20 protein-coding genes and 1 tRNA gene are annotated in these 25,152 nt (G+C 74.0%); 8 read left to right on the top strand and 13 right to left on the bottom strand.

Annotated elements, in window-relative coordinates; genetic code table 11:
• Positions 1 to 2 precede the first annotated feature (2 nt).
• Both BLP29_RS10540 and BLP29_RS10535 read right to left on the bottom strand, forming a co-directional pair.
• Positions 3 to 722, bottom strand: coding sequence for a PIG-L deacetylase family protein (locus tag BLP29_RS10540; RefSeq protein ID WP_092803799.1), 720 nt, complete (start codon positions 720 to 722; stop codon positions 3 to 5).
• A 26-nt stretch (positions 723 to 748) separates the two neighbouring features.
• On the bottom strand, positions 749 to 2,326 hold the full coding sequence (locus BLP29_RS10535) for an MFS transporter (RefSeq protein WP_092804806.1): 1,578 nt from the start codon (positions 2,324 to 2,326) through the stop codon (positions 749 to 751).
• A 152-nt stretch (positions 2,327 to 2,478) separates the two neighbouring features.
• Here BLP29_RS10535 and BLP29_RS21260 point away from each other — a divergent pair, with 152 nt between their 5' ends.
• Together BLP29_RS21260 and BLP29_RS21255 are read left to right on the top strand one after the other, a co-directional pair.
• Entirely contained in the window at positions 2,479 to 3,234 is a 756-nt protein-coding gene (locus BLP29_RS21260; protein WP_092803796.1) for a sulfite exporter TauE/SafE family protein, read from the top strand.
• Positions 3,231 to 4,484 carry an SLC13 family permease gene (locus BLP29_RS21255; protein WP_207798428.1) on the top strand — a complete coding sequence of 418 codons (1,254 nt, stop codon included), beginning with the start codon at positions 3,231 to 3,233 and terminating at the stop codon, positions 4,482 to 4,484. Before BLP29_RS21260 ends, BLP29_RS21255 begins: the two co-directional genes overlap by 4 nt.
• A 72-nt stretch (positions 4,485 to 4,556) precedes the next feature.
• On the opposite strand, the gene nadA is transcribed toward BLP29_RS21255, so the two are convergent.
• The gene (nadA, locus tag BLP29_RS10520; RefSeq protein ID WP_092804802.1) at positions 4,557 to 5,585 is read right to left on the bottom strand and encodes a quinolinate synthase NadA; all 1,029 of its coding nucleotides are present in this window, start codon (positions 5,583 to 5,585) and stop codon (positions 4,557 to 4,559) included.
• Between the two features lie 84 nt (positions 5,586 to 5,669).
• On the opposite strand from nadA, the gene BLP29_RS10515 reads away from it, so the two are divergent.
• From BLP29_RS10515 to BLP29_RS10505, 3 genes are read left to right on the top strand one after another with little or no spacing between them, the layout of a single operon-like run.
• Positions 5,670 to 6,533, top strand: a complete 864-nt coding sequence (locus BLP29_RS10515; protein ID WP_092803793.1) for an ABC transporter substrate-binding protein — start codon at positions 5,670 to 5,672, stop codon at positions 6,531 to 6,533.
• Positions 6,494 to 7,381 carry an amino acid ABC transporter permease gene (locus BLP29_RS10510; RefSeq protein WP_207798427.1) on the top strand — a complete coding sequence of 296 codons (888 nt, stop codon included), beginning with the start codon at positions 6,494 to 6,496 and terminating at the stop codon, positions 7,379 to 7,381. Before BLP29_RS10515 ends, BLP29_RS10510 begins: the two co-directional genes overlap by 40 nt.
• Entirely contained in the window at positions 7,378 to 8,139 is a 762-nt protein-coding gene (locus BLP29_RS10505; RefSeq protein WP_092803790.1) for an amino acid ABC transporter ATP-binding protein, read from the top strand. Before BLP29_RS10510 ends, BLP29_RS10505 begins: the two co-directional genes overlap by 4 nt.
• Before the next feature lie 103 nt (positions 8,140 to 8,242).
• On the opposite strand, the gene BLP29_RS10500 is transcribed toward BLP29_RS10505, so the two are convergent.
• From BLP29_RS10500 to BLP29_RS10485, 4 genes are all read right to left on the bottom strand, one after another.
• Positions 8,243 to 9,340, bottom strand: a complete 1,098-nt coding sequence (locus tag BLP29_RS10500) for a bifunctional RNase H/acid phosphatase (RefSeq protein ID WP_092803787.1) — start codon at positions 9,338 to 9,340, stop codon at positions 8,243 to 8,245.
• Positions 9,337 to 10,077 carry a zinc ribbon domain-containing protein gene (locus BLP29_RS10495; RefSeq protein ID WP_092803784.1) on the bottom strand — a complete coding sequence of 247 codons (741 nt, stop codon included), beginning with the start codon at positions 10,075 to 10,077 and terminating at the stop codon, positions 9,337 to 9,339. The genes BLP29_RS10500 and BLP29_RS10495 overlap by 4 nt, the downstream gene beginning before the upstream one ends.
• Positions 10,078 to 10,086: 9 nt before the next feature.
• Complete coding sequence (locus tag BLP29_RS10490; protein WP_207798426.1) at positions 10,087 to 11,325, bottom strand: Nif3-like dinuclear metal center hexameric protein; 1,239 nt, start codon at positions 11,323 to 11,325, stop codon at positions 10,087 to 10,089.
• 191 nt (positions 11,326 to 11,516) lie between these two features.
• Positions 11,517 to 15,248 (bottom strand): ABC transporter ATP-binding protein, encoded by a 3,732-nt coding sequence (locus BLP29_RS10485; RefSeq protein ID WP_243469858.1) that lies wholly within the window; start codon positions 15,246 to 15,248, stop codon positions 11,517 to 11,519.
• A 52-nt stretch (positions 15,249 to 15,300) separates the two neighbouring features.
• Between BLP29_RS10485 and BLP29_RS10480 the strand changes: the two genes are divergently transcribed.
• Positions 15,301 to 17,238, top strand: a complete 1,938-nt coding sequence (locus BLP29_RS10480) for an FUSC family protein (protein ID WP_092803778.1) — start codon at positions 15,301 to 15,303, stop codon at positions 17,236 to 17,238.
• Positions 17,239 to 17,257: 19 nt separating this feature from the next.
• On the opposite strand, the gene BLP29_RS10475 is transcribed toward BLP29_RS10480, so the two are convergent.
• From BLP29_RS10475 to BLP29_RS10465, 3 genes are all read right to left on the bottom strand, one after another.
• Positions 17,258 to 17,329: transfer RNA gene (locus tag BLP29_RS10475), tRNA-Val, on the bottom strand.
• A gap of 35 nt (positions 17,330 to 17,364) precedes the next feature.
• On the bottom strand, positions 17,365 to 17,826 hold the full coding sequence (locus tag BLP29_RS10470) for a peroxiredoxin (RefSeq protein ID WP_092803775.1): 462 nt from the start codon (positions 17,824 to 17,826) through the stop codon (positions 17,365 to 17,367).
• 15 nt (positions 17,827 to 17,841) lie between these two features.
• The gene (locus BLP29_RS10465; RefSeq protein WP_092803772.1) at positions 17,842 to 18,267 is read right to left on the bottom strand and encodes a DUF3052 domain-containing protein; all 426 of its coding nucleotides are present in this window, start codon (positions 18,265 to 18,267) and stop codon (positions 17,842 to 17,844) included.
• A 218-nt stretch (positions 18,268 to 18,485) separates the two neighbouring features.
• On the opposite strand from BLP29_RS10465, the gene aceE reads away from it, so the two are divergent.
• Positions 18,486 to 21,290: a pyruvate dehydrogenase (acetyl-transferring), homodimeric type gene (aceE, locus tag BLP29_RS10460; RefSeq protein WP_092803769.1), complete on the top strand. Its 2,805-nt coding sequence runs from the start codon at positions 18,486 to 18,488 to the stop codon at positions 21,288 to 21,290.
• A gap of 185 nt (positions 21,291 to 21,475) precedes the next feature.
• Positions 21,476 to 22,531: a hypothetical protein gene (locus BLP29_RS10455; RefSeq protein ID WP_092803766.1), complete on the top strand. Its 1,056-nt coding sequence runs from the start codon at positions 21,476 to 21,478 to the stop codon at positions 22,529 to 22,531.
• A gap of 61 nt (positions 22,532 to 22,592) precedes the next feature.
• On the opposite strand, the gene BLP29_RS10450 is transcribed toward BLP29_RS10455, so the two are convergent.
• The 3 genes from BLP29_RS10450 to BLP29_RS10440 form a co-directional block, all read right to left on the bottom strand.
• Entirely contained in the window at positions 22,593 to 23,783 is a 1,191-nt protein-coding gene (locus BLP29_RS10450) for a M20 metallopeptidase family protein (protein WP_092803764.1), read from the bottom strand.
• A gap of 121 nt (positions 23,784 to 23,904) precedes the next feature.
• Complete coding sequence (locus tag BLP29_RS10445; protein ID WP_243469857.1) at positions 23,905 to 24,477, bottom strand: pirin family protein; 573 nt, start codon at positions 24,475 to 24,477, stop codon at positions 23,905 to 23,907.
• Positions 24,462 to 25,130, bottom strand: coding sequence for a phosphatase PAP2 family protein (locus tag BLP29_RS10440; RefSeq protein ID WP_243469856.1), 669 nt, complete (start codon positions 25,128 to 25,130; stop codon positions 24,462 to 24,464). Before BLP29_RS10440 ends, BLP29_RS10445 begins: the two co-directional genes overlap by 16 nt.
• Positions 25,131 to 25,152: the final 22 nt, after the last annotated feature.

The following is a 25,152-nucleotide window of genomic DNA, read 5'->3' as shown; positions in this document are numbered from 1 at the left end:
CGTCAGCCCCAGAACAGCCGGAACCCGACCCGCCGTCCGCCGTCCTCGGTGAGCGTCGCCTGGTCGATCTGCTGCCGGGCCTGCTCGGCGACCGGGACGTCGGGGGCGAGCACCTCGAGGTAGCGCCGGTGCTCGCTCAGCGACGCCACCGCGGCCTCAACCCCGTCGGTGACGTCGACCGTGTGCGGCGGCTCGCCGATGGTCTGCACCGCCACGTACTGCGTGCCCGACCAGGGTGCCTCGGTCAGGTCGGGGAAGATCCACTCGTTGCCGGCGTCGGCCACCGCGTCGAGCACCGAGCGGGACAGCGCCCGGTGGTCGGCGGAGTTCCAGGCGGCGGGGGTGACGTCGGGTGTCGTCCAGGTGTCGCCGCCGTGCAGGGTCACCACCAGCTCGGGCCGGTGCCGGCGAATCGCCGCGGCCAGGTCACGGCGCAGCTCCGGGCCCTCGACCAAGGTGCCGTCGCGGTGGTCGAGGAACTCCACCTCGGTCACGCCGACGACGGCGGCCGAGCGGCGTTCCTCCTCCTCGCGCAGCGGGCCGGCCTGCGCCGGGGGCATCCCGGCGATCCCGGCCTCGCCGCGGGTGGCGAGCAGGTAGTGCACCTCCTTGCCGGCGGCGGTCCAGACGGCGACCGCGGCGGCCACCCCGTACTCGACGTCGTCGGGGTGCGCGGCCACCACGAGGGCGCGGGACCAGTCGGTGGGGAACGGTGCGGGCACGGCCCGAGTCTGGCCCGCGCCGCCGCTCAGCGCACGGGTTCGGAGTCGGACTCGTGCGCCGGGGTGTGCGGTGCCTCGTGCCGACCGTGCGCGTCACCCCCGTCCGCGGGCTGCTCCCCCTTCTCGTCGTGCTGGGGAACCGGGCCGCGGACGAGCAGCGCGACCAGCAGCGCACCGACCAGCCCGGCGGCGCCGGCGACCAGCAGCACGTCGCGCAGGCCGTCGGCGTAGGCGGCGCCCAGCAGCTCCGTGAGCCCGGCGCGGGCCTCCTCCGGTGCCGACCCGACGATCTGCTGCGCCTGCCCGCCGGACAGCGCGGACGCCGTCCCGGCCGGGTCGGGCGCGCCGCCGTCGGTGAGCACCCGGCTCGCGCCGGCGGCGAACACCGACCCCAGGACGGCGACGCCCACCGCGAAGCCCAGCTGCCGGGCGGTGTTCACCGCGCCGGAGGCCATGCCGCTGCGCTCGCGCGGCACCGACGCCAGCGCGGCCGAGGTGACCACCGGGTTGCAGATGCCGACGCCCAGACCCAGCACGGCCAGCCCGGGCACCAGCACGCCCCAGCTCGTGCCGGCGTCGACCCGGGCCATGAGCAGCACACCGGCGCCGACGAGGGCCAGGCCGACGGCGAGCACGACCCGGGGTGACCGGTCGGTGAAGCGGCGCCCGGCGATCGCCGCGGTCACGAAGCTGACCGCCGACAGCGGGATGAACACCAGGCCGGCCTGCAGCGGGCTCAGGCCCAGGATCGACTGGAGCCACAGGGAGATGTAGAGCGAGTTGGCGAACGCGGCCAGGTTCAGCAGCAGCGAGCCGAGCATGATGCCGGTGAACCGCGAGGTGCGGAACAGCCGCAGGTCGAGCATCGGGGCCTCGCGGCGCAGCTCGAGCAGCACCCAGCCCACCAGCACGACGAGTCCGGCCACGATCGGGCCCCACGAGCCGACCGGCGCCCAGCCGTTCGCGGCGGCCTCGACGAGTCCGTAGACCACGGCCCCGGCGCCGAGGGTGAAGGCGGCGATGCCGGAAACGTCGGGGTGCGGGGCGCCCGACTGCTTGGACTCCTCGACCACCTTCAGGGTCAGCAGGACGGCGAACAGCGACACCGGCAGGTTGACCAGGAAGATCCAGCGCCACGACAGCTCGGTGAGCAGGCCGCCCAGGATCGGGCCGGCCGCGGCGGCGGCCCCCACCACGGCGCCCCAGATGCCGAACGCGGTGCCACGGTCCCGCCCCTGGTAGATCGCGTTGAGCAGCGCGATGGTGGTGCTGAACATGGCGGCCGCGCCGATGCCCTGGACCGCCCGCGCCACGATGAGCAGCTCGGCGTTCGGCGCCAGCCCGCAGGCCAGCGAGCTGAGCGCGAACAGCGTCAGCCCGCCCAGGTAGAGACGCCGGCGGCCGTACAGGTCGGCCAGCGACCCGGCGCCCAGCACCAGGGCGGCCAGGCCGAGGGCGTACACGTCGACCACCCACTGCAGCTGGTCGAACGACGTCCCCAGGGAGGTGGCGATGTCGGGCAGGGCGACGTTCACGATCGTGACGTCGATCAGGAGCATGAACGTGCCGGCACAGACCGCCACCAGCGGCCACCACTTGCGCATGGCGCCCACCATGCCCGGCCGTTGCGCCGCCCAACCGCATCGGCCGCGCCTGCCTCGACCTGCGGAAGTGCCACTGCTCACAGCCCGGTGCGCGACACGTGCACCGCCGTCGGGCCGGGGATCGGCAGGGACGGACCGTAGGCTCGCCGCTCGTGTCCGTCGTCGACCTGCTCGTGGCAGCAGGGGTCGCCCTGCTGGCCGGGGGCATCAACTCCGTCGCCGGGGGCGGATCGTTGATCCTGTTCCCGACGCTCGTCGCGCTCGGGCTGCCCACCGTGGCGGCCAACGTGACCAACTCCGTGGCCCAGTGGCCCGGCTACCTCGGCGCCGTCGTCGGCTTCCGCGAGCACTACCGCGGTCAGCGCACGCGGCTCGTCGCCCTGTCCGCGGTGGCCGTCGTGGGCGGCACGGCGGGCAGCATCCTGCTGCTGACCACGCCCTCCTCGGCCTTCGACACCGTCGTGCCCGTGCTGGTGCTGCTGGCCAGCCTGCTCATCGGCGTGCAACCGCTCATCACCAAGCGGTTGCGGGCCAACGAGACCGACGGCGAGCGCCGCGACCCCCTGTGGCTCTACGTCGTCGTGCTGCTGGCCTGCGTCTACGGCGGCTACTTCGGCGGCGCGCTGGGGGTCATCCTCACCGCCGTCCTCGCCGTCGGCCTGGGCCGGCTCAAGCTGGCCAACGCGCTCAAGGCCGTGCTGTCGCTGGTGACCGCGAGCACCACCGTCGTCGTGTTCGGCATCTTCGGGCCGGTCGACTGGCTGCTGGTCGCCGTCTGCGCCCCGGCGGCCCTGCTGGGCGGCTACCTCGGCGCGAAGGTCGCCGGGCGCATCCCCAGCACCCCGCTGCGGGTGTTCATCGTCGTCTTCGGCGTCGCCGTCGCGGTCTACCTGTTCGTGCGGCCGTGACCGTCGACGTTCTCGCCCTGCTGCTCGCCGGGGCCTTCCTGGTCGCCTCGCTGGTCGCCGCGGTGGTCGACTCCCCCCGGGTGCCGGCCGCCGCGGTCGCCGTCCCGGGGGCCCTGGTGCTGGCCGCGGTCGGCGTCGTCGGGTGGGGCGAGGCGCGGGACACGGTCGCCGAGATCGCGCCCACCGCCGGCTTCCTCGTCGTCATCCTGCTGCTCAGCGACCTCGCCGACCGCGAGGGCCTGTTCAGCTGGTCGGCCGCGGTCACCGCCCGCCGGGCCGGACGCTCACCGCAGGGGTTGCTGCTGCGGGTGGTCGCACTGTCGGCCGTGGTCACCGCCGTGCTGTCGCTGGACGCCACCGTCGTCCTGCTGACGCCCGTCGTGCTGGCCACCGCTGCGCGGATGAAGGTGCCGGCCCGCCCGCACGCCTACGCCGCCGGGCACCTGTCGAACTCGGCCTCGCTGCTCATGCCGGTGTCGAACCTGACCAACCTGCTGGCCTTCGCCGCCACCGGGTTGACCTTCCTGCACTTCACCGCGCTGATGGCCGGGCCGTGGGTGGTCGCGGTGCTGGTCGAGTACCTGGTGCTGCGCCGGCTGTTCCGCGCCGACCTGCGGGTGCCCGTGGGCGAGCCGGTGCGCGAGGTGCCGCCGGCCCCGGTGCTGGCACTCGTCGTCGTCGGCCTCACCGTCGTCGGCTTCGGGTTCGCCTCGCTGACCGACATCGCGCCGGTGTGGCCCGCACTGGTCGGCGTCCTGGTGCTGGCCGGCAAGCAGCTGGTCACCCGACGCACCCGGCCGGTCGACCTGCTCACCGCCGCCAACCTGCCGTTCGCCCTGTTCGTGTTCGGGCTGTCGGTCATCGTGCTGGGGCTGCAGGTGAACGGCCTCGAACGCCTGCTCGGGGTGGTGCTGCCCGGGGGCGACGGCCTGCTCGCACTGCTCGGGGTGGCCGCCGTCGCCGCCGTCGTGGCCAACCTGCTCAACAACCTGCCCGCCACCCTGGCTCTGCTGCCCGCCGCGGCCGCCGTGGGCGGCACACCGACGCTGCTCGCGGTGCTCATCGGCGTCAACGTCGGCCCCAACCTGACCTACGTCGGGTCGCTGGCCAACCTGCTGTGGCGGCGGGTGTTCGCCGCCACCGGTGAGCCCTCACCGAGCGCAGCCCGGTTCAGCCTGGTCGGCCTGGCGACGGTCCCGCTGACCCTGGTGCTGGCCACGGTCGCGCTGTGGGCCGCCCTCCAGGTCTGAGCGCACCGGGTATCGGAAGCTCTACCCCCCTCATCGGGCCCGATCAGCAGGGTGGAGCTTCCGATACCCAGGTCACTCGCCGCCGCGGCCGGGTTCGCCGATGGCGATCATCGCCTCGACGGCCTTGCGGGCGCGGGCGGCGACGTCGGGGGCCACCTCGATGGCGCCGTAGCCGGTCTGCAGGGTGCGCAGCAGCTTGGCCGGCGTGATCATCTTCATGTAGCGGCAGGCGGCCCGGTCGTTCATCGGGATGAACTGCGTGCCCGAGTTCAGCGCCCGCAGCTGGTGCAGGATGCCGACCTCGGTGGCCACGAGCACCTGCGGTGCCCGGGTCGCCGCGGCGGCCTCGGCCATGCCGCCGGTGGAGAGCACCCGGGTGCGGTCGGCCGGCAGGTCGCCGTTGCTGACCAGGTCGAGCACCGAGGTGGTGCAGCCGCACTCGGGGTGCACCAGGATCTCGGCGCCGGGGTGCGCGGCGATCTGCGACCGGACGTCTGACGGCGAGATGCCGGCGTGCACGTGGCACTCCCCGGCCCAGATGCGGATGTTCTCCCGGCCGGTGACCCGCTTGACGTGCGCGCCGAGGAACTGGTCGGGGCAGAAGAGGATCTCGCGGTCGGCGGGGATCGACCGGATCACGTCGGCGGCGTTGGACGACGTGCAGCAGATGTCGGTCTCGGCCTTCACCGCGGCGGTGGTGTTGACGTAGCTGACCACGACGGCGCCGGGGTGCTCGGCCTTCCACTCGCGCAGCTGCTCGGCGGTGATCGAGTCGGCCAGCGAGCAGCCGGCGTCGAGGTCGGGCAGCAGCACGGTCTTGTCCGGGGACAGGATCTTGGCCGTCTCGGCCATGAAGTGGACGCCGCAGAACACGATCTCGCGGGCGTCGGTCTGCGCGGCGACGCGCGAGAGGTACAGGGAGTCGCCGGTGTGGTGGGCGACGTCCTGGATCTCGGGGACCTGGTAGTTGTGCGCCAGCACGACGGCCCCGCGCTCGTCGGCCAGCCGGCGCACCTCGGCGGCCCACTCCTCGTACTGCGCGGGGGTCAGGGTGCGCTCGTCGCCGGTCGGGGCGGGGGCTGCGGCGGTCACGGTGACCATCATCCCTCTTCGCCGTGACGCCGCCGTGACCAGCCTGCCCTTACGATTCCCCGGTTCCGTTGGTCAAGACCTCAAGGACTCCTCGTGCGCCGTCGTCCCCTCGCCCTCGCCGTGCTCGCCACGGCCGCCCTCGCGGTCACCGCCTGCGCCCCGCAGGAGTCCTCCTCCGCCGGCGCCTCGGGCTCCTCCGGCGGGTCGTGCACCCCCGAGGACCTGCCCACGGTCACCGCCGACACGCTGACGATCGCCACCGACACCCCGGCCTACCAGCCCTGGTTCGTCGACGACGACCCGACCAACGGCGAGGGCTACGAGTCCGCCGTGGCCTACGCGGTCGCCGAGCAGCTGGGTTACTCCGCCGACCAGGTCGAGTGGACGACGGCCCAGTTCAACACCGCCATCTCCCCCGGCGACAAGTCCTTCGACTTCGACATCAACCAGTTCACGATCAACGACGAGCGCCGCCAGGCCGTCGACTTCTCCTCGCCGTACTACACCGCCACGCAGGCCGTGATCACCACGGCCGGCTCCCCGGCCGACGGCGCCACCTCCATCGAGGACCTGAAGGACCTGCGGATCGGCGCGCAGGTGGCCACCACCAGCCTCGACGTGCTCACCGACGTCATCGCCCCCAGCAGCGACCCGGTCGTGTTCAACACCAACGACGACGCCAAGCTCGCGCTGCAGAACGGCCAGGTCGACGCCATCGTCGTCGACCTGCCGACGGCCTTCTACATCACCGCCGCCGAGCTGGACAACGGCGTCATCGTGGGCCAGATCGAGGACTCGGGCGACTCCGGCGACCAGTTCGGCCTGCTGCTGGCCAAGGACTCCCCGCTCACCGACTGCGTCACCGAGGCCGTCGACGCCCTCGACGCCGACGGCACCCTGGCCGACCTGCAGCAGCAGTGGCTGTCCGAGGCCGCCGACGCCCCGGTGCTGAACTGAGCCTGCCCGCCCCCAGCGCACTCGAGCTCGACCGGCGGGCCTTCCGCGCCCGCCGGTCGCGCCGGTCCACCCTCGTCGCGCTGGGCTCGACCCTCGTCTTCGCGGTCGTCGCCTACCTGGTGATCACCCGGTCGCCGGGCTGGCCCCGCGTGCAGTCGACGTTCTTCTCGCTGGACAACGCCCGCGCGGCCTTCCCCGACATCCTGCGCGGGCTGTGGCTGAACGTGCAGGTGCTGGTCATCGGCGGGCTGTGCGTCGTCGTCCTCGGGCTGGGGCTGGCCGTGCTGCGCACGCTGCGCGGCCCGGCGTTCGCCCCGCTGCGGCTGCTGGCCACCGGCTACGTCGACGTGTTCCGCGGGATGCCGCTGATCATCACGCTGTACCTGGTCGGGTTCGGGCTGCCGGCGCTGCGCCTGCAGGGTGTCCCGACCTCGCCGTTCATCCTGGGGACGGCGGCCATCGTGCTCACCTACTCGGCCTACGTGGCCGAGGTCTTCCGCGCCGGCATCGAGTCGGTGCACCCCTCGCAGCGGGCCGCGGCCCGCTCGCTGGGCCTCACCCACCGGCAGATGATGCGCATCGTGGTGCTGCCGCAGGCGGTGCGCAACGTGACCCCGGCGCTGCTCAACGACTTCGTCGCCCTGCAGAAGGACGTCGGGCTGATCTCGGTGCTGGGCGCCATCGACGCCGTGCGGGCCGCGCAGATCGAGGTCGGGCAGACCTTCAACTTCACCCCCTACGTCGTCGCCGGGCTGCTGTTCGTGCTGCTCGCGGTCCCGTCGGCCCGCATCGCCGACACCGTCAGCGCCCGGGCCCGCCGGCGCCAGCAGAGCGGAAGCGTGCTGTGAGCCCGGTTGCCGGTGGTCCGGTCCTGGACGTCCGCGGTGTCGTCAAGACCTTCGGGGAGAACGTCGTGCTCCGCGGGGTCGACCTGTCGGTCGACGAGCACCGCGTCGTGGCGCTGATCGGCGGCTCGGGGTCGGGCAAGTCGACGCTGCTGCGCTGCGCCTCGCTGCTCGAGCAGGTCGACGACGGCCAGGTGCTGCTCGACGGAGAGGACATCACCGATCCGCAGGTGGACGCCGACGCCGTGCGCCGTCGCCTGGGTGTGGTCTTCCAGGCCTACAACCTGTTCCCGCACCTCACCGTGCTGGACAACGTGACCCTGGCGCCCGTGCGGGTGCACGGCCGGTCCCGCTCCGAGGCGACGGACGAGGCCCGGGAGCTGCTCGATCGCATCGGGTTGGCCGACAAGGCCGGCGAGTACCCCGACCGCCTGTCGGGTGGCCAGCAGCAGCGCGTGGCCATCGTGCGGGCGCTGGCGGTGCGGCCGCGGGTGCTGCTGCTCGACGAGATCACCTCCGCGCTGGACCCCGAACTGGTCGGCGAGGTGCTGCGGCTGGTGCGCGAGGTGGCCACCCAGGGCATGACCATCGTGATGGCCACCCACGAGATGGGCTTCGCCAAGCAGGTCGCCGACACCGTCTGCTTCCTCGACCAGGGCGTGGTTCTCGAGTCCGGCCCGCCCGCGCAGGTCCTGGGCGACCCGGTGGAGCCCCGCACCCGCCAGTTCCTGTCCCGCATCATCGACGCCGGCCGGTTGTAGGACGTCGGCGTGGATCAGCCCAGTCGATCCACGGCCGTCCTGGCTCACCGACGCCGGTGAGCCAGGACGGATCGCGCTGAACCCAGCCGATCGGTGCCGGGGGTCAGCCCAGGTGACTGGTGTCGTTGACCAGTCTCACGCTGCTCGTGCCGTCCGTGGACCACACGACCTCGCTCAGGCTGGCGGCCTCGAGGAAGACGCGGTGCACGATCTCGTCGCCGACGCCCAGGCCAGCGGCGAGCATCAGCTTGATCGGCGTCACGTGGGTGACCACGAGGACCGTCCTGCCCGCGTGGCGCTCGAGGATGCGGGCGCGGGCCGCGGCCACCCGCTGCGAGACGTCGGCGATCGACTCGCCCCCGGGAGGTCGGACGTCGAGAGCGCTGCGCCAGCGGCGGAAGGCCAGCGGGTTGGCCGCCACCGCCTCGGCCGCGCTCATGCCCTCCCAGGCCCCGAAGTCGAGCTCGCGCAGGTCACGGTCGACCTCGATCGACAGGTCGAGCGCCTCGGCGACCTCCCCGGCGGTCTGCCGGCAGCGCTTGAGCGGTGAGGAGACGATCACCTCGATGCCCCGGCCCACCAGCGCCCGGGCGGCGGCGGCCGCGTCGGCCCGGCCCAGGTCGGACAGGTCCAGGTCGCTGCTGCCGCTGAACCGGCGCTCGGGGGTGTGCGCGGTGCGCCCGTGCCGCAGCAGCAGCGTGCGGGTGCTGACGACGGGGGCCGGCTCAGTGGCCGGCTCGGGGGCTGCCTCCTCGATCTCCACCGGGGCGGGCCCGGCGTCGCGGTGCACCGGCTTGCCGTCCATCGCCGAGTTGGCCAGTGCGTCGGCCGCCGAGTTCTGTGCCCGCGGGATCCAGGTGTAGCGCACCTGCCCCAGCTGCTGGGCGATCGCCCGCGCCCGGACGGCGAGCGCGCGCATGTCCGGGTGCTTGATCTGCCAGCGACCCGACATCTGCTCGACCACGAGCTTGGAGTCCATGCGGACCTCGACCGACGCCTCGGGGTCGATCGACAGCGCCGCCTCGAGACCGGCCACCAGGCCGCCGTACTCGGCCACGTTGTTGGTCGCCCGGCCCACCGATGCTGCACGCTCGGCCAGCAGCGCGCCGGTGTCGGCGTCGCGGACCAGGGCGCCGTACCCGGCCGGCCCGGGGTTGCCCCGGGACCCGCCGTCGGCCTCGACGACGAGGCGCCGGGTCACAACCCCGACTCGGCGGTGCGCACGAGGATGCGGTTGCAGTTCTCGCAGCGCAGGACGGTGTGCGGGTCGGCGTTGCGGGCCGCGGCCAGCTCGGTGCCGTACAGCTCGATGCGGCAACCCTCGCAGCGCCGGGCGTGCAACGCGGCCGCGCCGGTGCCGCCGGTCTGCTTGGCCACCCGCTCGTAGACCGCCAGCAGCGGCGCGGAGACCGTGCCGGCGACCTCGGCGCGCTTCGCGCCGTGCTCCTGCTCGCCCGCGGTGATCTCGGCCAGCGCGGCGTCGCGGGCCTGCTCGGCGGCTGCCTGGTCGGCCTGCGCGCCGGCGAGCCCGGTCTGCGCGGCGGCGAGCGTCGCGTCGGCGGCCTCGCGGCGCTCCATGATCTCCAGCACCTGGTCCTCCAGGTCGCCCTGGCGGCGGGCGAGGGAGGCCATCTCCTGCTGCAGGCTGGTCATCTCCTTCGGCGTGGCCGCCCCGGAGTCCAGCCGCTGCTGGTCGCGGGTCGAGCGGGCGCGGACCGACTCGACGTCGGCCTCGATGCGCTTCTGCTCGCGGTCGAGGTCGCGCACGGCCGTCTCGGCGCGCACGACGTCGGCCGAGAACTCCCGCTGCGCCTCCTCGGCGGCGGTGACCGCGGCGTTCTCGGGAAGGGTCCGCCGGCGGTGGGCGAGCTGCGCGAGCGCGACGTCCTCCGCGGCCAGGGCCAGCAGCTTCTGCTGGTCGAAGTGGTCTGCCTGCACGCGGCCAACCTACCCGCGCGCGGCGCCCTCCCCGACGCCCACGTCGCGGCCGTCCTGCGCGACGTGCAGCGACCACGGGTCGGTGCGCCGCTTGGAGACGGCGACGTCGACCCGGCCGCCGAGGTCGCGGCGCAGCACGTCGGCGGCCACCGGCAGCCACGGCCACTCGCTGGCGAAGTGCGCGACGTCGCAGATGGCCGGGCCGGGCACCTCCATCGCCTCCACGGCCGGGTGGTGCTTGACGTCGCTGGTGAGCAGGACGTCGGCGCGGGCCGACGCGGCCCGGTCGTAGAGCGAGCTGCCGCTGCCGCCGCACACCGCGACGGTGCGCACCAGCCGGTCGGGGTCACCGGCCACCCGCACCCCCGCCGCGGTCACCGGCAGCACCGCGGCCGCGCGCTCGGCGAACTCGCGCAGGGTGATCGGGTGGGCCAGCTCGCCCAGCCGGCCGAGGCCGGCCCGGCTGGGGGTCTGGGAGTTCTCGAAGACCGCGTAGCCCGGGTCCTCGTAGGGGTGCCACTCGTGCAGGGCCCGCAGGACGTCGGCCTGGGCGGCCCGGGGCACGACCATCTCCAGCCGGGTCTCGGGGACGTGCTCGAGCCGGCCGTGCGCGCCGATGGCCGGGTTGGTCTCGTCGCCGGGGATGAAGGTGCCGGTGCCGACGGTCTGCCAGGCGCAGCGGGTGTAGTCACCGATCACCCCGGCGCCGGCGGCGCTCAGGGCGTCGACCAGCCGGTCGCTGTCCTCGACCGGGGTGAAGACGACCAGCGTGTTGGTGTGCGGGGCGCCCACGGACTCCAGCGGCACCGTGTTGCCCACCCCGAGGGCTGCGGCGAGTGCGTCGTTGACGCCGTGGTCGGCGGCCCGGTCGGCGTTGGTGTGCGCGACGAAGAGCCCGATGCCGGCCCGGATGAGCCGGTGCACGATGCGGCCCTTGGGGTCGTCGGCGGGGACGCCGTGCACGGGGGTGAGCAGCAGGGGGTGGTGGGTGACCACCAGGTCGACGCCGCGCTCGATCGCCTCGTCGACGACGGCGTCGGTGGGGTCCACCGCGAACAGCACCGAGTGCACGGCCTCGGCGGGGTCACCGCACACCAGCCCGATGGCGTCCCAGTCCTCGGCGAGCGCCGGGTCGTAGCGGGCCTCCAGGGCGGCCACGACCTCGGCCAGCGGGGCACCGGGACGCGGGAGTGCGCGGACGTTCCCCTGGGGGTCGGGGTACATGTCCTCGTTCACCGGAAGTGCCATTTTTCGGACTGTAGGTGCGGTCCCGCCGGTCCGCCCGCCGGACGCGTGTGAGCTGGCCCGGTGGGGGTGACGGGCCTCGTCGGTGGTGGGGTGGTCGGCGGTCGGCATCACCCCGTGTTCGTGGCCGGGACGCCATCCGGACGGGTGCCCGGCGGACCGGCCGGCGTGGGCGACCTCACGGCCCGGCACGGTCAGTCGACCAGGGCGTCGGAGGAGTACGCGGCCCACAGCAGGGCGTAGGGCCCCTCCACCCGCAGCAGCTGCTCGTGCGGACCGGACTGCACGACGCGGCCGTGGTCGAGGACGACGACCCGGTCGGCGCGGGCCGCCGTCGTGAGCCGGTGCGCGACCACGATGGTGGTGCGCCGACCGGCCACGGCGTCGGCGGCCCGGTTGACCGCGGCCTCGGACGCGAGGTCCAGCGACGCGGTGGCCTCGTCGAGCAGCAGGACGTCGGGGTCGACCAGCTCGGCCCGTGCCAGGGCCAGCAGCTGGCGCTGGCCGGCCGACAGCGACCGCCCCCGCTCACCGACGCGGGTGCGGTACCCCTCGGGCAGTGCGGCGACCATCTCGTGCGCGCCCACCGCCCGGGCCGCGGCCTCGACCGCGACGTCGTCGGCATCGGGCCGGCCGTAGGCGATGGCGTCGCGCACGGTGCCGTCGAAGAGGTGGGCCTCCTGCGGGACGACCCCCAACCGCGACCGGTAGCCGGCGAGGTCGAGCGTGCGCAGGTCGCGCCCGTCGACCAGGACGGCGCCGTCGGTGGGGTCGTAGAAGCGGGCGACGAGCTTGACCACGGTGGACTTGCCCGCCCCGGTCTCGCCCACCAGCGCGACGGTCTCCCCCGGTGCGATGCGCAGCGTGACACCGCGCAGTGCCGGTGCCGGCGCGCCGCGGTAGGCGAACGTGACGTCGTCGAGCACCACCTCGCCGCGCAGCCGACCGACGGGCGCCGGATCGGGGGCGGGCGGCGTGGAGGTCGGGGTCTGCAGCAGGTCGCGCAGCCGGCGCAGGCCCACGGCGGCCTGCTGGTAGCTGTCGAAGACCTGGGACAGCGACTGCACCGGGGAGAAGAAGGTGCCGACGTAGAGCAGGAAGGCGACCAGCACCCCGGCGGTGATCGTGCCCTCGGTGAGCCGCACCGCGCCGACGACCAGCACGGCGGCGACGGCCAGCTCGGACAGGAACTCGACGAAGGGGAAGTAGGTCGCGATGTAGCGCTGGGCGCGCAGCCGCACGTCGCGGTAGGCCCCCGCCCGCTCGCGGAACACGGCGAGGGAGCGCTCAGTGCGCACGGCGGCCTGGGTGACCCGCACCCCGGCGACGTCCTCCTGGAGCCGGGCGTTGACGGCGCTCACCCGCTCGCGCGCCTCGGTGTAGGCCGGCACCGATCGCCGGCGGAACCACCAGGTGGCCACGGCCAGGACCGGCAGGAACGCGACGAGCACGAGCGCCAGGTCGACGTCGAGCAGCACCAGGGCGACCAGGACGCCCACCAGGGTGAGCAGGCTGACCACCGCGGTGGTCAGACCGGTCTGCAGGAACGCCGACAACGCGTCGACGTCGGTGGTCATCCGGGTCATGATCCGGCCGCCGAGCTCGCGCTCGTAGTAGTCGAGCCCCAGGCGCTGCAGCTGCGCGAAGGTCTTCACCCGCAGCGTGTAGAGCAGCCGCTCGCCGGTGCTGCCGGTGAGCCGGGTCGACCCGATGGTGACCAGCCAGTCGGCCACCACCACGGCCAGCGCCAGCGCGCTGATGGCCAGCAGCACCCCCAGCGAGTCGGCCGACACCCCGCGGTCGATGCCGGCGCGCACCAGGGCCGGGACGGCGATCTGCGCGGCGGCGTCGGCCGCGGTCAGCAGGAACGCGGCGCCGAGCACCCACCGGAAGGGCCGCAGCAGGCCGGCGAGGGTGAACCCCGGGTCGGCCGAGCGCGCCCGCCCGGGCGGCACCCGGGGGTCGTCGTCGGCGGGCGGGAGGGCGGCCACCAGCTCGCGCAGTGCGGGGGTGGACGCCGCGTTCACCATCGCCGACCCGGGCCCGCCGATCGAGTTCGCCGCACCCCGCAGCGCGCGGTCGCCGTCCGGGCCGTGGTCGACCTCGGGCCAGGCCGCCGGGTCGACCGTGGTCGGCGACGGGACCTCGGGGACGGGGGTGGGCGGGCTCGTGCCCGCGGGCGGGTCGTCGTCGACGCCGGAGACGAGCAGGCGGTAGAGCGGGCTGCGCTCGGCCAGCTCGTCGGTGGTGCCGACGTCGACCACCCGGCCGCGGTCGAGCACGGCCACGCGGTCGGCGAGGGCGAGGGTGGAGGCCCGGTGGGCCACGACCAGGGTGGTGCGGTCGGCCCGGGCACCCGCACGCAGGCCCTCCTGGATGCGGGCCTCGACCGTGGCGTCGACGGCCGAGGTGGCGTCGTCGAGCACCAGCACGCGGGGGTCGGTGAGCAGGGCGCGGGCCAGGGCGACCCGCTGCCGCTGGCCGCCGGACAGGGTGAGCCCCTGCTCGCCGACCACGGTGTCGAAGCCGTCGGGCAGCTCGTCGATGAACCCCTCGGCCTGCGCGGTGCGCGCGGCGGCCCGCACCTCGGCGTCGGAGGCGTCCGGCCGGGCGAAGGCGATGTTGGCCCGCACGGTGTCGGAGAACAGGAAGCTGTCCTCGGGCACGATGCCCAGCGCACCGCGCAGCTGGTCGGTGTCGAGCTCGCGCACGTCCACCCCGCCGATGCGCACCGCACCGGCGCCGACGTCGTAGAAGCGCGGCAGCAGCCCCACGACCGCGGACTTGCCCGAGCCGGCCGGGCCGACCAGCGCCAACGTCTCCCCGGGCCGCACCCGCAACGAGACCCCCGAGAGCGTGGCCGGGCCCTCCCCGTAGGCGAACACCACGTCGTCGAGCTCGACGGCGAGCGGGCCCGCGGGCACCGGGCGGGAACCGGAGCGCAGGACCGGCTCGGTGTCGACGATCTCGAGCACCCGCTCGACCCCGGCCCGCGCCTGCTGCCCGATGACCAGCACCGCGGCCAGCATGCGCACGGGGGCCACCAACGAGGCCAGGTAGGTGGCGAAGGCCAGGAAGGTGCCCAGCGTGATGCTGCCCTGCAGGGCCAGCCACCCGCCGAAGGCCAGCACGCCCACCTGCCCCAGGGCCGGGACGGCCTGCAGCGCCGGGTTGTAGCGGGCGGTGAACCGCACGACCCGCATGCGGGCACCGAACAGCCGCCGCGCGCCCGCGTCGACCCGGTCGAGCTCGCGGCCCTCCTGGCCGAAGCCCTTGACCACGCGCACCCCGGTGACCGCGGCCTCGACGTCGCCGACGACGGCCCCGGCCTGCTGCTGCGCGGCCCAGTTGGCCGGGAACAGGTCGCGCCGGGACCGCAGGGCCAGCCACCACAGCGCCGGCCCCACCGCGAGGGCGACCACCGTGAGCAGCGGCGACAACCAGGCCATCACCACGATCGACCCGACGAACAGCAGGGCGTTGCCGGCCAGGTTCGGCAGGAACGCCAGCAGCCCCTGCACGAGGGTGATGTCGGAGATGGAGCGGCTGACCACCTGACCGGTCTGCAACCGGTCCTGCCCCGGCCCGTCGAGGCGGGACAGCGCCTCGGCGACGTCGTTGCGCAGGTCGTACTGCACGTCGAGGCTCAGCCGCCCGGCCAGGTAGCGGCGGGTGAACCCGGCGGCGAAGCGCACCAGCCCCGCCACCGCCAGCAGCCAGACGTAGGGCGCGACCGAGCGGGTGCCCCCGGCGACGACGTCGTCCACGACCTCCTTGACCACCAGCGGCACCCCGGCGGCGATGAGCGAGCCCACCAGGGCGGCGGCGAAGGCGCCGACGAGGTCGCCGCGGTGACGCAGGCAGTAGCCGACCAGCCGGCGCAACCAGCCGCCCTGCGTGGTGGCGGTGGGGGTCGGGTGCGGCACGCCGTCCAGTCTGCGCCGGGCCCCTGACAGTTCCTGGTGGGAAGCTCTCGCGGTGGCGGACAGGGGGCTGCGGGCACCGGCCTGGCTCGAGGAGCTGGTGCGCACCGGTCGGTCGCCGGTGCCGTGGCGCGACGTCGTCCGGTTCGCGCTGTCCCTGGCCGGGCCGCTGGCGCTCGTCGGGCTGCTCGGCCGGCTCGACGACCCCGCGGCGCTCGGGGCCGGGGTGTTCGGCACGACCGGCGCGCTGGCGGCCACGCTGGCCCCGCAGGGCGGGCCGCTGCGCACCCGCATGCGCCGGGTCGCGGCCGCCGGCGGGATGGGCACGGTGGGGTTGCTGGCCGGACAGGCCGCGACCGGCGAGGGGTGGCAGCCGCTGCTGGTCATCGGGCTGCTGTCGGTGGTGGCCGCCCTCGTCAGCTCCATCGACGCCGCGCTGTCGCTGGGTGCGCTGCAGCTGCTGATCTACGCCGCCCTGTCCTCCGGACTGCAGACCACGCTGCCGCTGCACACCGAGATCGGGTTCTTCCTCACCGGCGGTTTGTGGGCCACAGCGCTGGTGCTGGTGCAGGCCAGCACCGAGGACGCCGACCCCGACCGCGAGGCCGTGGGGGCGGTGTTCACCGCGATCGGTGACCTGCTGGCCGCGGTCGGCACGCCCGGCACCGACGACGCCCGGCGCACCCTCACCGCCGCGCTCAACACCGGCTACGACCGGGTGATCCACAGCCGCAGCACGTCCTCGGGCCGCAGCCGTGAGCTGGCCGAGCTCGCCGGGCTGCTCAACGCTGCCGCACCGCTGGTCGAGGGCGCGGTGGCCACGGTGCGGGCCGGCGTCCCGGCCGACCCCGCCGACGTCGCCGCCACCCATGCCCTGGGTGCCGCGGTCGCTGCCCGCCGTCCCCTGGTCGGCGACCGGCCCGCGGCCCTGGAAGACGGGCCGTCCACGCTGCGCGCGGTGCGGCACGGCGTCCGGCTGGTCTGGGACCTCGTCGGCGACCCGGACGAGCGCGCCTCGGCCGCCGTCGTCCGGGCACCGTTGCCCTGGCGGCTGCGTGCCCGCGACCTGCTGGACCGCACGACCGGCAACGCCGATTCCCGCGCGTTCGCCGTCCGCCTGACCCTGTGCATGGTGGTCGCCGAGGTGGCCCGGCAACGGCTGCCCATCGAGCGCCCCTACTGGGTGCTGCTCACCGTCGCCGTGGTGCTCAAGCCCGACTTCGGGTCGGTGTTCACCCGCGCGGTGCAGCGCGGGGCCGGCACGCTGCTCGGGGTCCTGCTGGGGTCGGCGCTGCTGGCGGTGCTGCCGCGCGGGGGCTGGGTGGTGCTGGCACTGGCACTGTTCGCCGCCGTCCTGCCGTGGGCGCGCAACGCGAACTTCGGGCTGTTCTCGGTCTTCCAGACCCCGCTGGTGATCATGCTGCTCGACCTCGCCGCGCCGAGCCCGTCGGAGCTGGTGGGCCCGCGCCTGGTCGACACGGTGATCGGCTGCGCGATCGTGCTCGTGTTCGGCTACCTGCTCTGGCCGCAGACCTGGCGCGCCCCGCTGGACGACGCCCTGCGGGCCGCCGCCGTCGCCCTCGACCGGTTCGTCGACGCCGCCTTCCACGGCACCCCGGAGGAGACCCGTCGGGCGCGCCGAGCCAGCTACCGGGCACTCACCGAGCTGCAGACCCAGCTGCAGCGCCGGCTGGCCGAACCACCGCCGATCAGCACGCGGGCGGCGGCCTGGTACCCGGTCATCATCCAGCTCGAGCGGACGTCGGACGCCGTCACAGAGGCGGTGATCGCGATGCGCGCCGGGGCCGAGATCCCGCCGCGGGGCCAGGTGAACGTGCTGCGCCGCTCGATCCGCGAGCTGGACGACGACCTGCGGCTGCACCGGTTCCCCGACGACACCGAGATCCACGCCGAGGGCGTGCTGGGCCCGGTCGCCCGGGAGGTCGACGCCGCCCGCCGCCTGGTGCGTGCGCAGGCACCGGGCAAGCACTGAGCCGGCCGGGAGCACGGGGTGGGCGCGGCAGGGTTCGAACCTGCGACCGCTCGCTTGTAAGGCGAGAGCTCTACCGCTGAGCTACGCGCCCGGGAGCCGCCCCACCGTAGTGGGGCGGCCCGGGGATCACGAGGCGAGCGCGGCGACGGCGTCCTTCCAGCCGCTCTGCGCCCGGGCGTCGCCGGGGCCGTTGACCTCGGCGAAGGCGACCTTGCCCTCGGCGTCGACCAGGAACGTGCCGCGGTTGGCCATGCCGGCGGTCTCGAAGAACGCGCCGTAGGCCTTGGCGACCTCGCCGTGGGGCCAGAAGTCGCTCAGGAGCGGGAAGTCGAAGCCCTGCTCGGTCTTCCACGCCTTCAGCGCCGGCGCCGGGTCGCACGAGACCGCCACGACGCGGACGCCGGCGTCGGTGTAGGTGCCCAGCTCGTCGCGCAGCTGGCACAGCTCACCGGTGCAGATGCCGGAGAAGGCGAACGGGTAGAAGACGACCAGCACGGGCGACCCACGGTGCTCGGACAGCGTGAAGGGCTGCCGGTCGGAGTCGTTGAGCGTGAAGTCGGGCGCGGTGTCACCCACGGAGAGAGTCATGCCGCGATCCTCCCGCTACCGCTTGGAACGGGCCGCCTTGGGGGTGACGAGCCGGATGCCGGCCCACTCCTTGGCGGCGGAGATGCTGCTGGTCTGCTGCAGGCCGGCGGTCGGCGCGGCCTCGGTGACCTCGCCGGGCTCGACGTGGCCGGGGCGCCCGGACTTGGGGGTCAGCAGCCAGACGACGCCGTCGTCGGCCAGGGCGGCGATCGCGTCGACGAGGGCGTCGATCAGGTCGCCGTCCTCCTCGCGCCACCACAGCAGGACGACGTCGGCCACCTCGTCGGAGTCCTCGTCGACCATCTCGCCGCCGGACACCTCGACGACGGAGTCGCGCAGGTCCTCGTCGGCGTCCTCGTCCCAGCCGAGCTCCTGCACGACCATGCCCGGCTTGATCCCCAGCCGGGCCGCCATGCTGGCGCTGCCCGAGTCGACGCTCATCCCTGCTCGTCCTCCATCTGCTCAGTGTGCTCGGTGGTCCCGGGCGGCCGCAGATCCGCGGCTCGCCCGGCGTCGGTGCGTCAGTGTGTCCGACGCGCGTCCGATCCGGTAGCCGACCGGTCCGATCCGTGCCCGGAACGTGTCCGTCGGCGGTGAACTCTGCGACCGCAACGAGAGGCGGCGTGACGTGCGCGGGGGCGGCAGGAGACGATGTGCGCATGAGCGCCACGCAGCAGTCGGACGGAGACCCCGCCCGCGAGTCCGGCACCCCCCGCGCGGTCATCACCGACGGCCTGCCGAGCCAGTTGATCGACAACGACCCCGACGAGACCGGTGAGTGGCTGGAGTCCTTCGACGCCGTCGTCGACCACGCCGGCAAGGGCCGTGCCCGGTACCTGATGCTCCGCATGCTGGAGCGCAGCCGCGAGCAGCAGGTCGGCGTCCCCGCCCTGCGCAGCACGGACTACATCAACACCATCCCGCCCGAGCGCGAGCCGTGGTTCCCCGGCGACGAGCACGTCGAGCGGCGCATCCGCGCCTACATCCGGTGGAACGCCGCGATCATGGTGCACCGCGCCCAGCGGCCCGGCGTCGGCGTCGGCGGGCACATCTCGTCCTACGCGTCCTCGGCGTCGCTGTACGAGGTGGGCTTCAACCACTTCTTCCGCGGCAAGGACCACCCCGGCGGCGGTGACCAGATCTGGTTCCAGGGCCACGCCTCCCCCGGCATCTACGCCCGCGCCTTCCTCGAGGGCCGGCTGACCGAGCACCAGCTCGACGGCTTCCGGCAGGAGGTCAGCCACCCCGGCGGCGGGCTGTCCTCCTACCCGCACCCGCGCCTGATGTCGGACTTCTGGGAGTTCCCGACGGTGTCGATGGGCCTGGGCCCGATCAACGCCATCTACCAGGCCCGCTTCAACCGCTACCTGCACCACCGCGGCATCAAGGACACCTCCGACCAGCACGTCTGGGCCTTCCTCGGCGACGGCGAGATGGACGAGCCCGAGTCGCTCGGCGCGATCGGCCTGGCCGCCCGCGAGGAGCTGGACAACCTCACGTTCGTCGTGAACTGCAACCTGCAGCGCCTCGACGGCCCGGTGCGCGGCAACGGCAAGGTCATCCAGGAGCTCGAGAGCTTCTTCCGCGGCGCCGGCTGGAACGTCATCAAGGTGGTCTGGGGCCGCGGCTGGGACAAGCTGCTGGCCGCCGACCGCGACGGCGCGCTGGTCAACCTCATGAACAGCACGCCCGACGGCGACTACCAGACCTACAAGGCCGAGGACGGCGCCTTCGTCCGCGAGCACTTCTTCGGGCGCGACCCGCGCACCCGCAAGCTGGTCGAGGGCATGACCGACGACGAGGTCTGGGCGCTGCAGCGCGGTGGCCACGACTACCGCAAGGTCTACGCCGCCTACAAGGCCGCGATGGAGCACAAGGGCCAGCCCACGGTCATCCTCGCCAAGACCATCAAGGGCTGGACGCTGGGCAGCCACTTCGAGGGCCGCAACTCCACGCACCAGATGAAGAAGCTCACCGCCGAGGACCTCGCGACCTTCCGCGACCGGCTCTACCTCGACATCCCCGACTCCGCGCTCGAGGACAAGTACCTCCCGCCGTACTACAAGCCCGACCCGGACTCCGACGAGATGAAGTACATGCTCGAGCGGCGTCAGCAGCTCGGCGGCGCGGTACCCCGGCGGCACGTGGCGGCCAAGCCGCTCAAGGCGCCCGAGGAGAAGGCGTTCGAGGTGCTCAAGCGCGGCTCGGGCAAGCAGGAGGTCGCCACCACCATGGCGTTCGTCCGGCTGCTCAAGGAGTTCCTCAAGGACAAGGAGCTCGGCCCGCGCTTCGTGCCGGTCATCCCCGACGAGGCCCGCACCTTCGGCATGGACTCGCTGTTCCCGACGTCGAAGATCTACTCCCCGCACGGCCAGACCTACACCGCGGTCGACCGCGAGCTGATGCTGGCCTACAAGGAGTCGACCACCGGCACGATCCTGCACGAGGGCATCAACGAAGCCGGGTCCACCGCGTCGTTCACCGCCGTGGGGTCCTCGTACTCCACGCACGGCGAGCCGATGATCCCGATCTACATCTTCTACTCGATGTTCGGGTTCCAGCGGACCGGCGACGCCTTCTGGGCCGCCGCCGACCAGATGACCCGCGGGTTCGCCCTGGGTGCCACCGCCGGCCGCACCACCCTCAACGGCGAGGGCCTGCAGCACGAGGACGGCCACTCGCTGCTCCTCGCCGCCACGAACCCGGCCGTCGTGAGCTACGACCCGGCGTTCAGCTACGAGCTGGGGCACATCGTCAAGGACGCCCTGGCCCGCATGTACGGCGAGGACCCGGGTGCCCCGCTCGGGGGCTCGCGCAGCGCCGACGTCTTCTACTACCTGACGATCTACAACGAGGCCTACCAGCAGCCGGCCGAGCCCGAGGACCTCGACACCGCGGGTCTGCTGGCCGGCATCTACCGGCTCAACCAGGGCCCGTGGATCGACGACGCGAAGAAGGCGCAGATCCTGGCGTCGGGCGTCGCTGTGCCGTGGGCGATGCGGGCCCAGCAGCTGCTGGCGGAGGACTGGGGCGTCTCGGCCGACATCTGGTCGGTGACGTCGTGGACCGAGCTGCGCCGCGAGGCCGTCGAGGCCGACGAGTGGAACCTCGACCACCCGGCCGAGGAGCCGCGGGTGCCCTACGTGACCCGCGCCCTGGCCGACGCCGAGGGTCCGTTGGTCGCGGTGTCGGACTGGATGAAGGCCGTGCCCGACCTGCTCGCGCCCTACGTCCCGGGTCTGGTCTCGCTGGGCACCGACGGGTTCGGCCTCTCCGACACCCGCCCGGCCCTGCGCCGCCACTTCCGGGTGGACGCCGAGTCGATCGTGGTGCGGGTGCTGGGCGAGCTGGCCAAGAAGGGCCAGGTCGAGCGCTCGGTCGTGGCCGCGGCGGTGGAGAAGTACCAGACCACCGACCCGTCCAAGGCCCCGACCGACCTGACCCAGGACACCCCCGCCACCTGACCCCCGCCCGCCCCCGGCGCGGCATGGATCAGCTGGGTTCACCAGAGTCCGTCCTGGCTCACCGACACCGGTGAGCCAGGACGGATTCTGCGTTCCGGGTCACCAGCCATCCACAACCTGGCCCCCGATCCACAGATCCGTCGTCGGCGGCCCACCACGGTCGTGGTCGCGCCATGGTTCGCGGCATGGACCCCCAGCTCGCCTTCGCCATCACCCGTCATGGCGGGGTGTTCTCCACCGCGCACGCCGAGGCAGCGGGCCACGACCGGCACGCCATCGCGGCGCAGGTGCGCTCCGGCGCGTGGCACACCGTCCGGTACGGCGTCCACACCAGTCGCGAGATCTGGTCCGCTCACCGGGACCACGGCCGTCAGCACCACCTCGAGGCGGCTGCCGTGGTGCTGAGGCTGGGGCGCCCCGACTCGGTGCTCAGCCACGGCACCGCCGCACGCGTGCACGGACTCGTCCTGCCCGCCGGGGTTGGTGAGGACGTCGTGCTCACCGACCCGGTGCAGTTCCGGCGCGGCAAGGGTTACCAGGTGCGCAGGGCGGCTCTGCCTCCCGATGACGTCACGGTGGTGGACGGGCTGCCGGTCACCTCGCTGGCACGCACCCTCGCCGACGTCGCCAGGGAGTGGGAGGTGGTCGATGCGGTGGTGGCGGTGGACGACGTCCTGGCCGACGGTCGACTGACCCGCGACGAGCTGACCACGACGTCGCTCCGGCACCGGCACTGGCCGGGAGCCGGCCGGATGGCCCGCGCGTTCGGGCTCGCGCGCATCGGGGCCCACTCGCCTCACGAGACGAGGACCCGGCTGGCGTTCGTGTCCGCCGGTCTGCCCGAGCCGGTTCTCCAAGCGGCCGTGTTCCGGGATCACCGACTGGTCGGCGTGCTCGACATGCTGTGGGAGGACAGCGCCGTCTTCGGTGAGTGCGATGGGCGCACGAAGGTCGACGACCCGTGGTTCGGGCGGAGCCCCGCCGACGCTGTCTGGGCGGAGAAGTGCCGGCACGACGAGCTCGTCGACCTCGACCTCGTGGGGGTACGGGTCAAGCCCGGTGACCTGCACGCCCCGTTCGCGGACAAGCTGGACCGACTGCGTCGGCTGCTGACCCGGCCACCGCGGGAGGACCGCACCTACCGGGTGGAGCAGCGGAATGGGGGCCTGCGCCGGGTGCCGCGGGTGCGGGGACCCCAGCCCGGATCATCGGAGTCCGTCCTGGCTCACCGGCGCCGGTGAGCCAGGACGGACTCTGGTGAACCCAGCTGATCCGCGCCGCGCCGGGGCGGCCGTCGAGGGGCTAGCCGGCGAGGGCGGACAGGGCCATGTGGGCGTACATCGCCACACCCGCCGGGAGGGCGTCCTCGTCGAAGACCACCAGGTTCGAGTGGTTGCTGGGGGCCTCGTCCGGCACCAGGTCGGGCGGGCAGGCGCCCAGGAAGGCCATCGCGCCGGGCACCTGCTCCAGCACGTAGGAGAAGTCCTCGGCGCCCATGAGCGGGTCGGGCATCGGGACGGCGGACCCCGACCCCAGCAGCGTCGCGGCCGCCGCCTCGACCTGGCCGGCCACCACCGCGTCGTTGACGGTCACCGGGTAGCCCTCGACGCGCTCGAACTCGGCGACCAGCTCGTGGGCCTCGGCCACCTTCTCCGCCACCCGCTGCACCCGGGCCACGACGTCGGCCCGCCGCTCGGCCGACAGGGTGCGGATCGTCCCCTCGAGGAACGCGGTGGCCGGGATGATGTTGTTCGTCGTCCCGGCGCTGATGTGGCCCACGGTGACCACGGCGGGGTCGAAGACGTCGACGCGGCGGGTGACCATCGCCTGCAGGGCCAGCACGATCTCGGCCGCCACCGGCACGGGGTCCGCGGTGACGTGCGGGGTCGAGGCGTGCCCCCCGGCCCCGCGCAGGGTGACCCGGAAGTGGTCGGCGGCGGCCATCAGCGGCCCGGGGCGCACGTTGATCGTCCCGGTCGGGAACGACGCGCTGATGTGCAGTGCGAACGCCCCGCTCACCGGGGCCTCGGGCACGGCGGCGAGCAGGCCCTCCTCGAGCATGTACCGCGCGCCGTGGAAGCCCTCCTCCCCCGGCTGCACCATGAACACGACCTGCCCGGCCAGCTGGTCGCGCCGCTCGGCCAGCAACCGCGCCGCGCCCAGCAGCATCGCGACGTGCGTGTCGTGCCCGCAGGCGTGCATGGCCCCGGGGATCTCCGAGGCGAACGGCAACCCGGTGTCCTCCTGCAGCGGCAGGGCGTCCATGTCCCCGCGCAGCAGGTAGGTCGGGCCCGGCCGCGCACCGCGCAGCACGCCCACCACCGAGGACGTCGACCGCCCCGTCGTCACCTCGATCGGCAGGTCGGCGAGGGCCTCGAGCACCATCGCCTGGGTCTGCGGCAGGTGCAGGCCCACCTCGGGACGGCGGTGCAGGCGGCGGCGGAGGTCCACCACCCAGTCGGCGTCGGCACGGGCAGCGGCGAGCAGGTCCATGCGCGCAGTCTTCAGCAAGGCTCACGATCGGCGCCAGCAGAGTCCGTCCTGGCTCAGCGGCGTCGGTGAGCCAGGACGGCCACCGGTGAACTCAGCTGATCCACGCCGCGCCCGAGGCGGACTACTCCACCGCCCACAGCGGCCGGGCGCGGTCGAGCTGCCACACGCACACCGTCGCGGGGCCGGTCACCCGTCCCTCGCCGGTCGAGGGCACCGGGCCGGCCCAGACCCGGTCGCGGGTGGCCACCACGCGCAGCCCCGGGGGCACCGGCACGGTCTCATCGTCGGGCACCCGGGCGATCCACAGCCGGGCGTCGGCGCGACCGAGGTCGACCCAGCCGCGGCGGGCACCGGCCGTCCAGCGCACCACGCGGTGGCCCGGTTCCTGGCCCGGCGTCGTCGTCCGCAGGTAGGTCTGCAGCAGGTGGGCACCGTCGGCGCCGGCGACCTCGTCGTGCACCAGCCCGGTGCCGGCCCGCAGCACCCCGACGTCCCCGGCGCGCAGCGTCGGCCGACCACCCCAGCCGTGCACCAGGGACCCGGACAGGACGACGACCACCACGTCGACGTCGGCGTGGCGGTGGGCGCCGTAGCCTGCGCCGGGCAGCAGCCGGTCCTCGGCGATGCGCAGCAGCGGACCGGCCGACCCGTCGTAGGGCTCGACCAGGTGCCGGGAGATCAGGCCCTCGTCCACCGCACCCGCTCCCCACCACGCTGACCGATCGTCGCCACCAGCAGGGTCCACCCGGCGCCGAAGGCCCACCCGGCCACGACGTCGGACAGGTAGTGCACCCCCAGCCAGATGCGGCTGAGGCCGACCACCACGACCAGGGCCAGGCCGGCCACCGCCGCCCACCGCCGGCCCGCCCCCGACAGCACCGGCCAGGCGAGCAGCAGCGCGGTGACCACCAGGCACGCGATGCCCGAGGAGTGCCCGCTGGGGAACGACAGGGAGTCGTACCCGGCACCCCCACCCGGGAAGTCCGGCCGCACGCGGCCCACCAGCTCCTTCAGGCCCGAGTTGAGCGGGCCCACCCCGACCACGGCGACGGTCACCCACACCGCGTCGCGGCGGCGTCCGACGCGCACGAGCCACACCACCACCGGTGCGAACACCAGCAGCCGGGCCACCGTGTACCCCGGCGCGGTGAGCACCTCGAGCAGCACCGACACCGCCCGCGACCGGTCGTCGCCGGCGTACAGCGCCACGCTGACCGCGTCGTCCAGGCGCAGCTGCGGGCCCCACCCGCCAGCCACCCCGGCCCCGAGGAGGACGACGACCAGCGCGCAGGTCCCCGCGGCGGCCAGGCGGGACCCCATCGGGTGGACCCGCTGCGCCGTCGTCACCGGCACAGCCTGCCCCATGACA

Origin of the sequence: Klenkia marina, from assembly GCF_900101025.1 — a bacterium.
GTDB lineage: Bacteria > Actinomycetota > Actinomycetes > Mycobacteriales > Geodermatophilaceae > Klenkia > Klenkia marina.
Note: the sequence above shows the minus strand (reverse complement) of the source record. Positions and strands in the feature narration are given on the sequence as shown.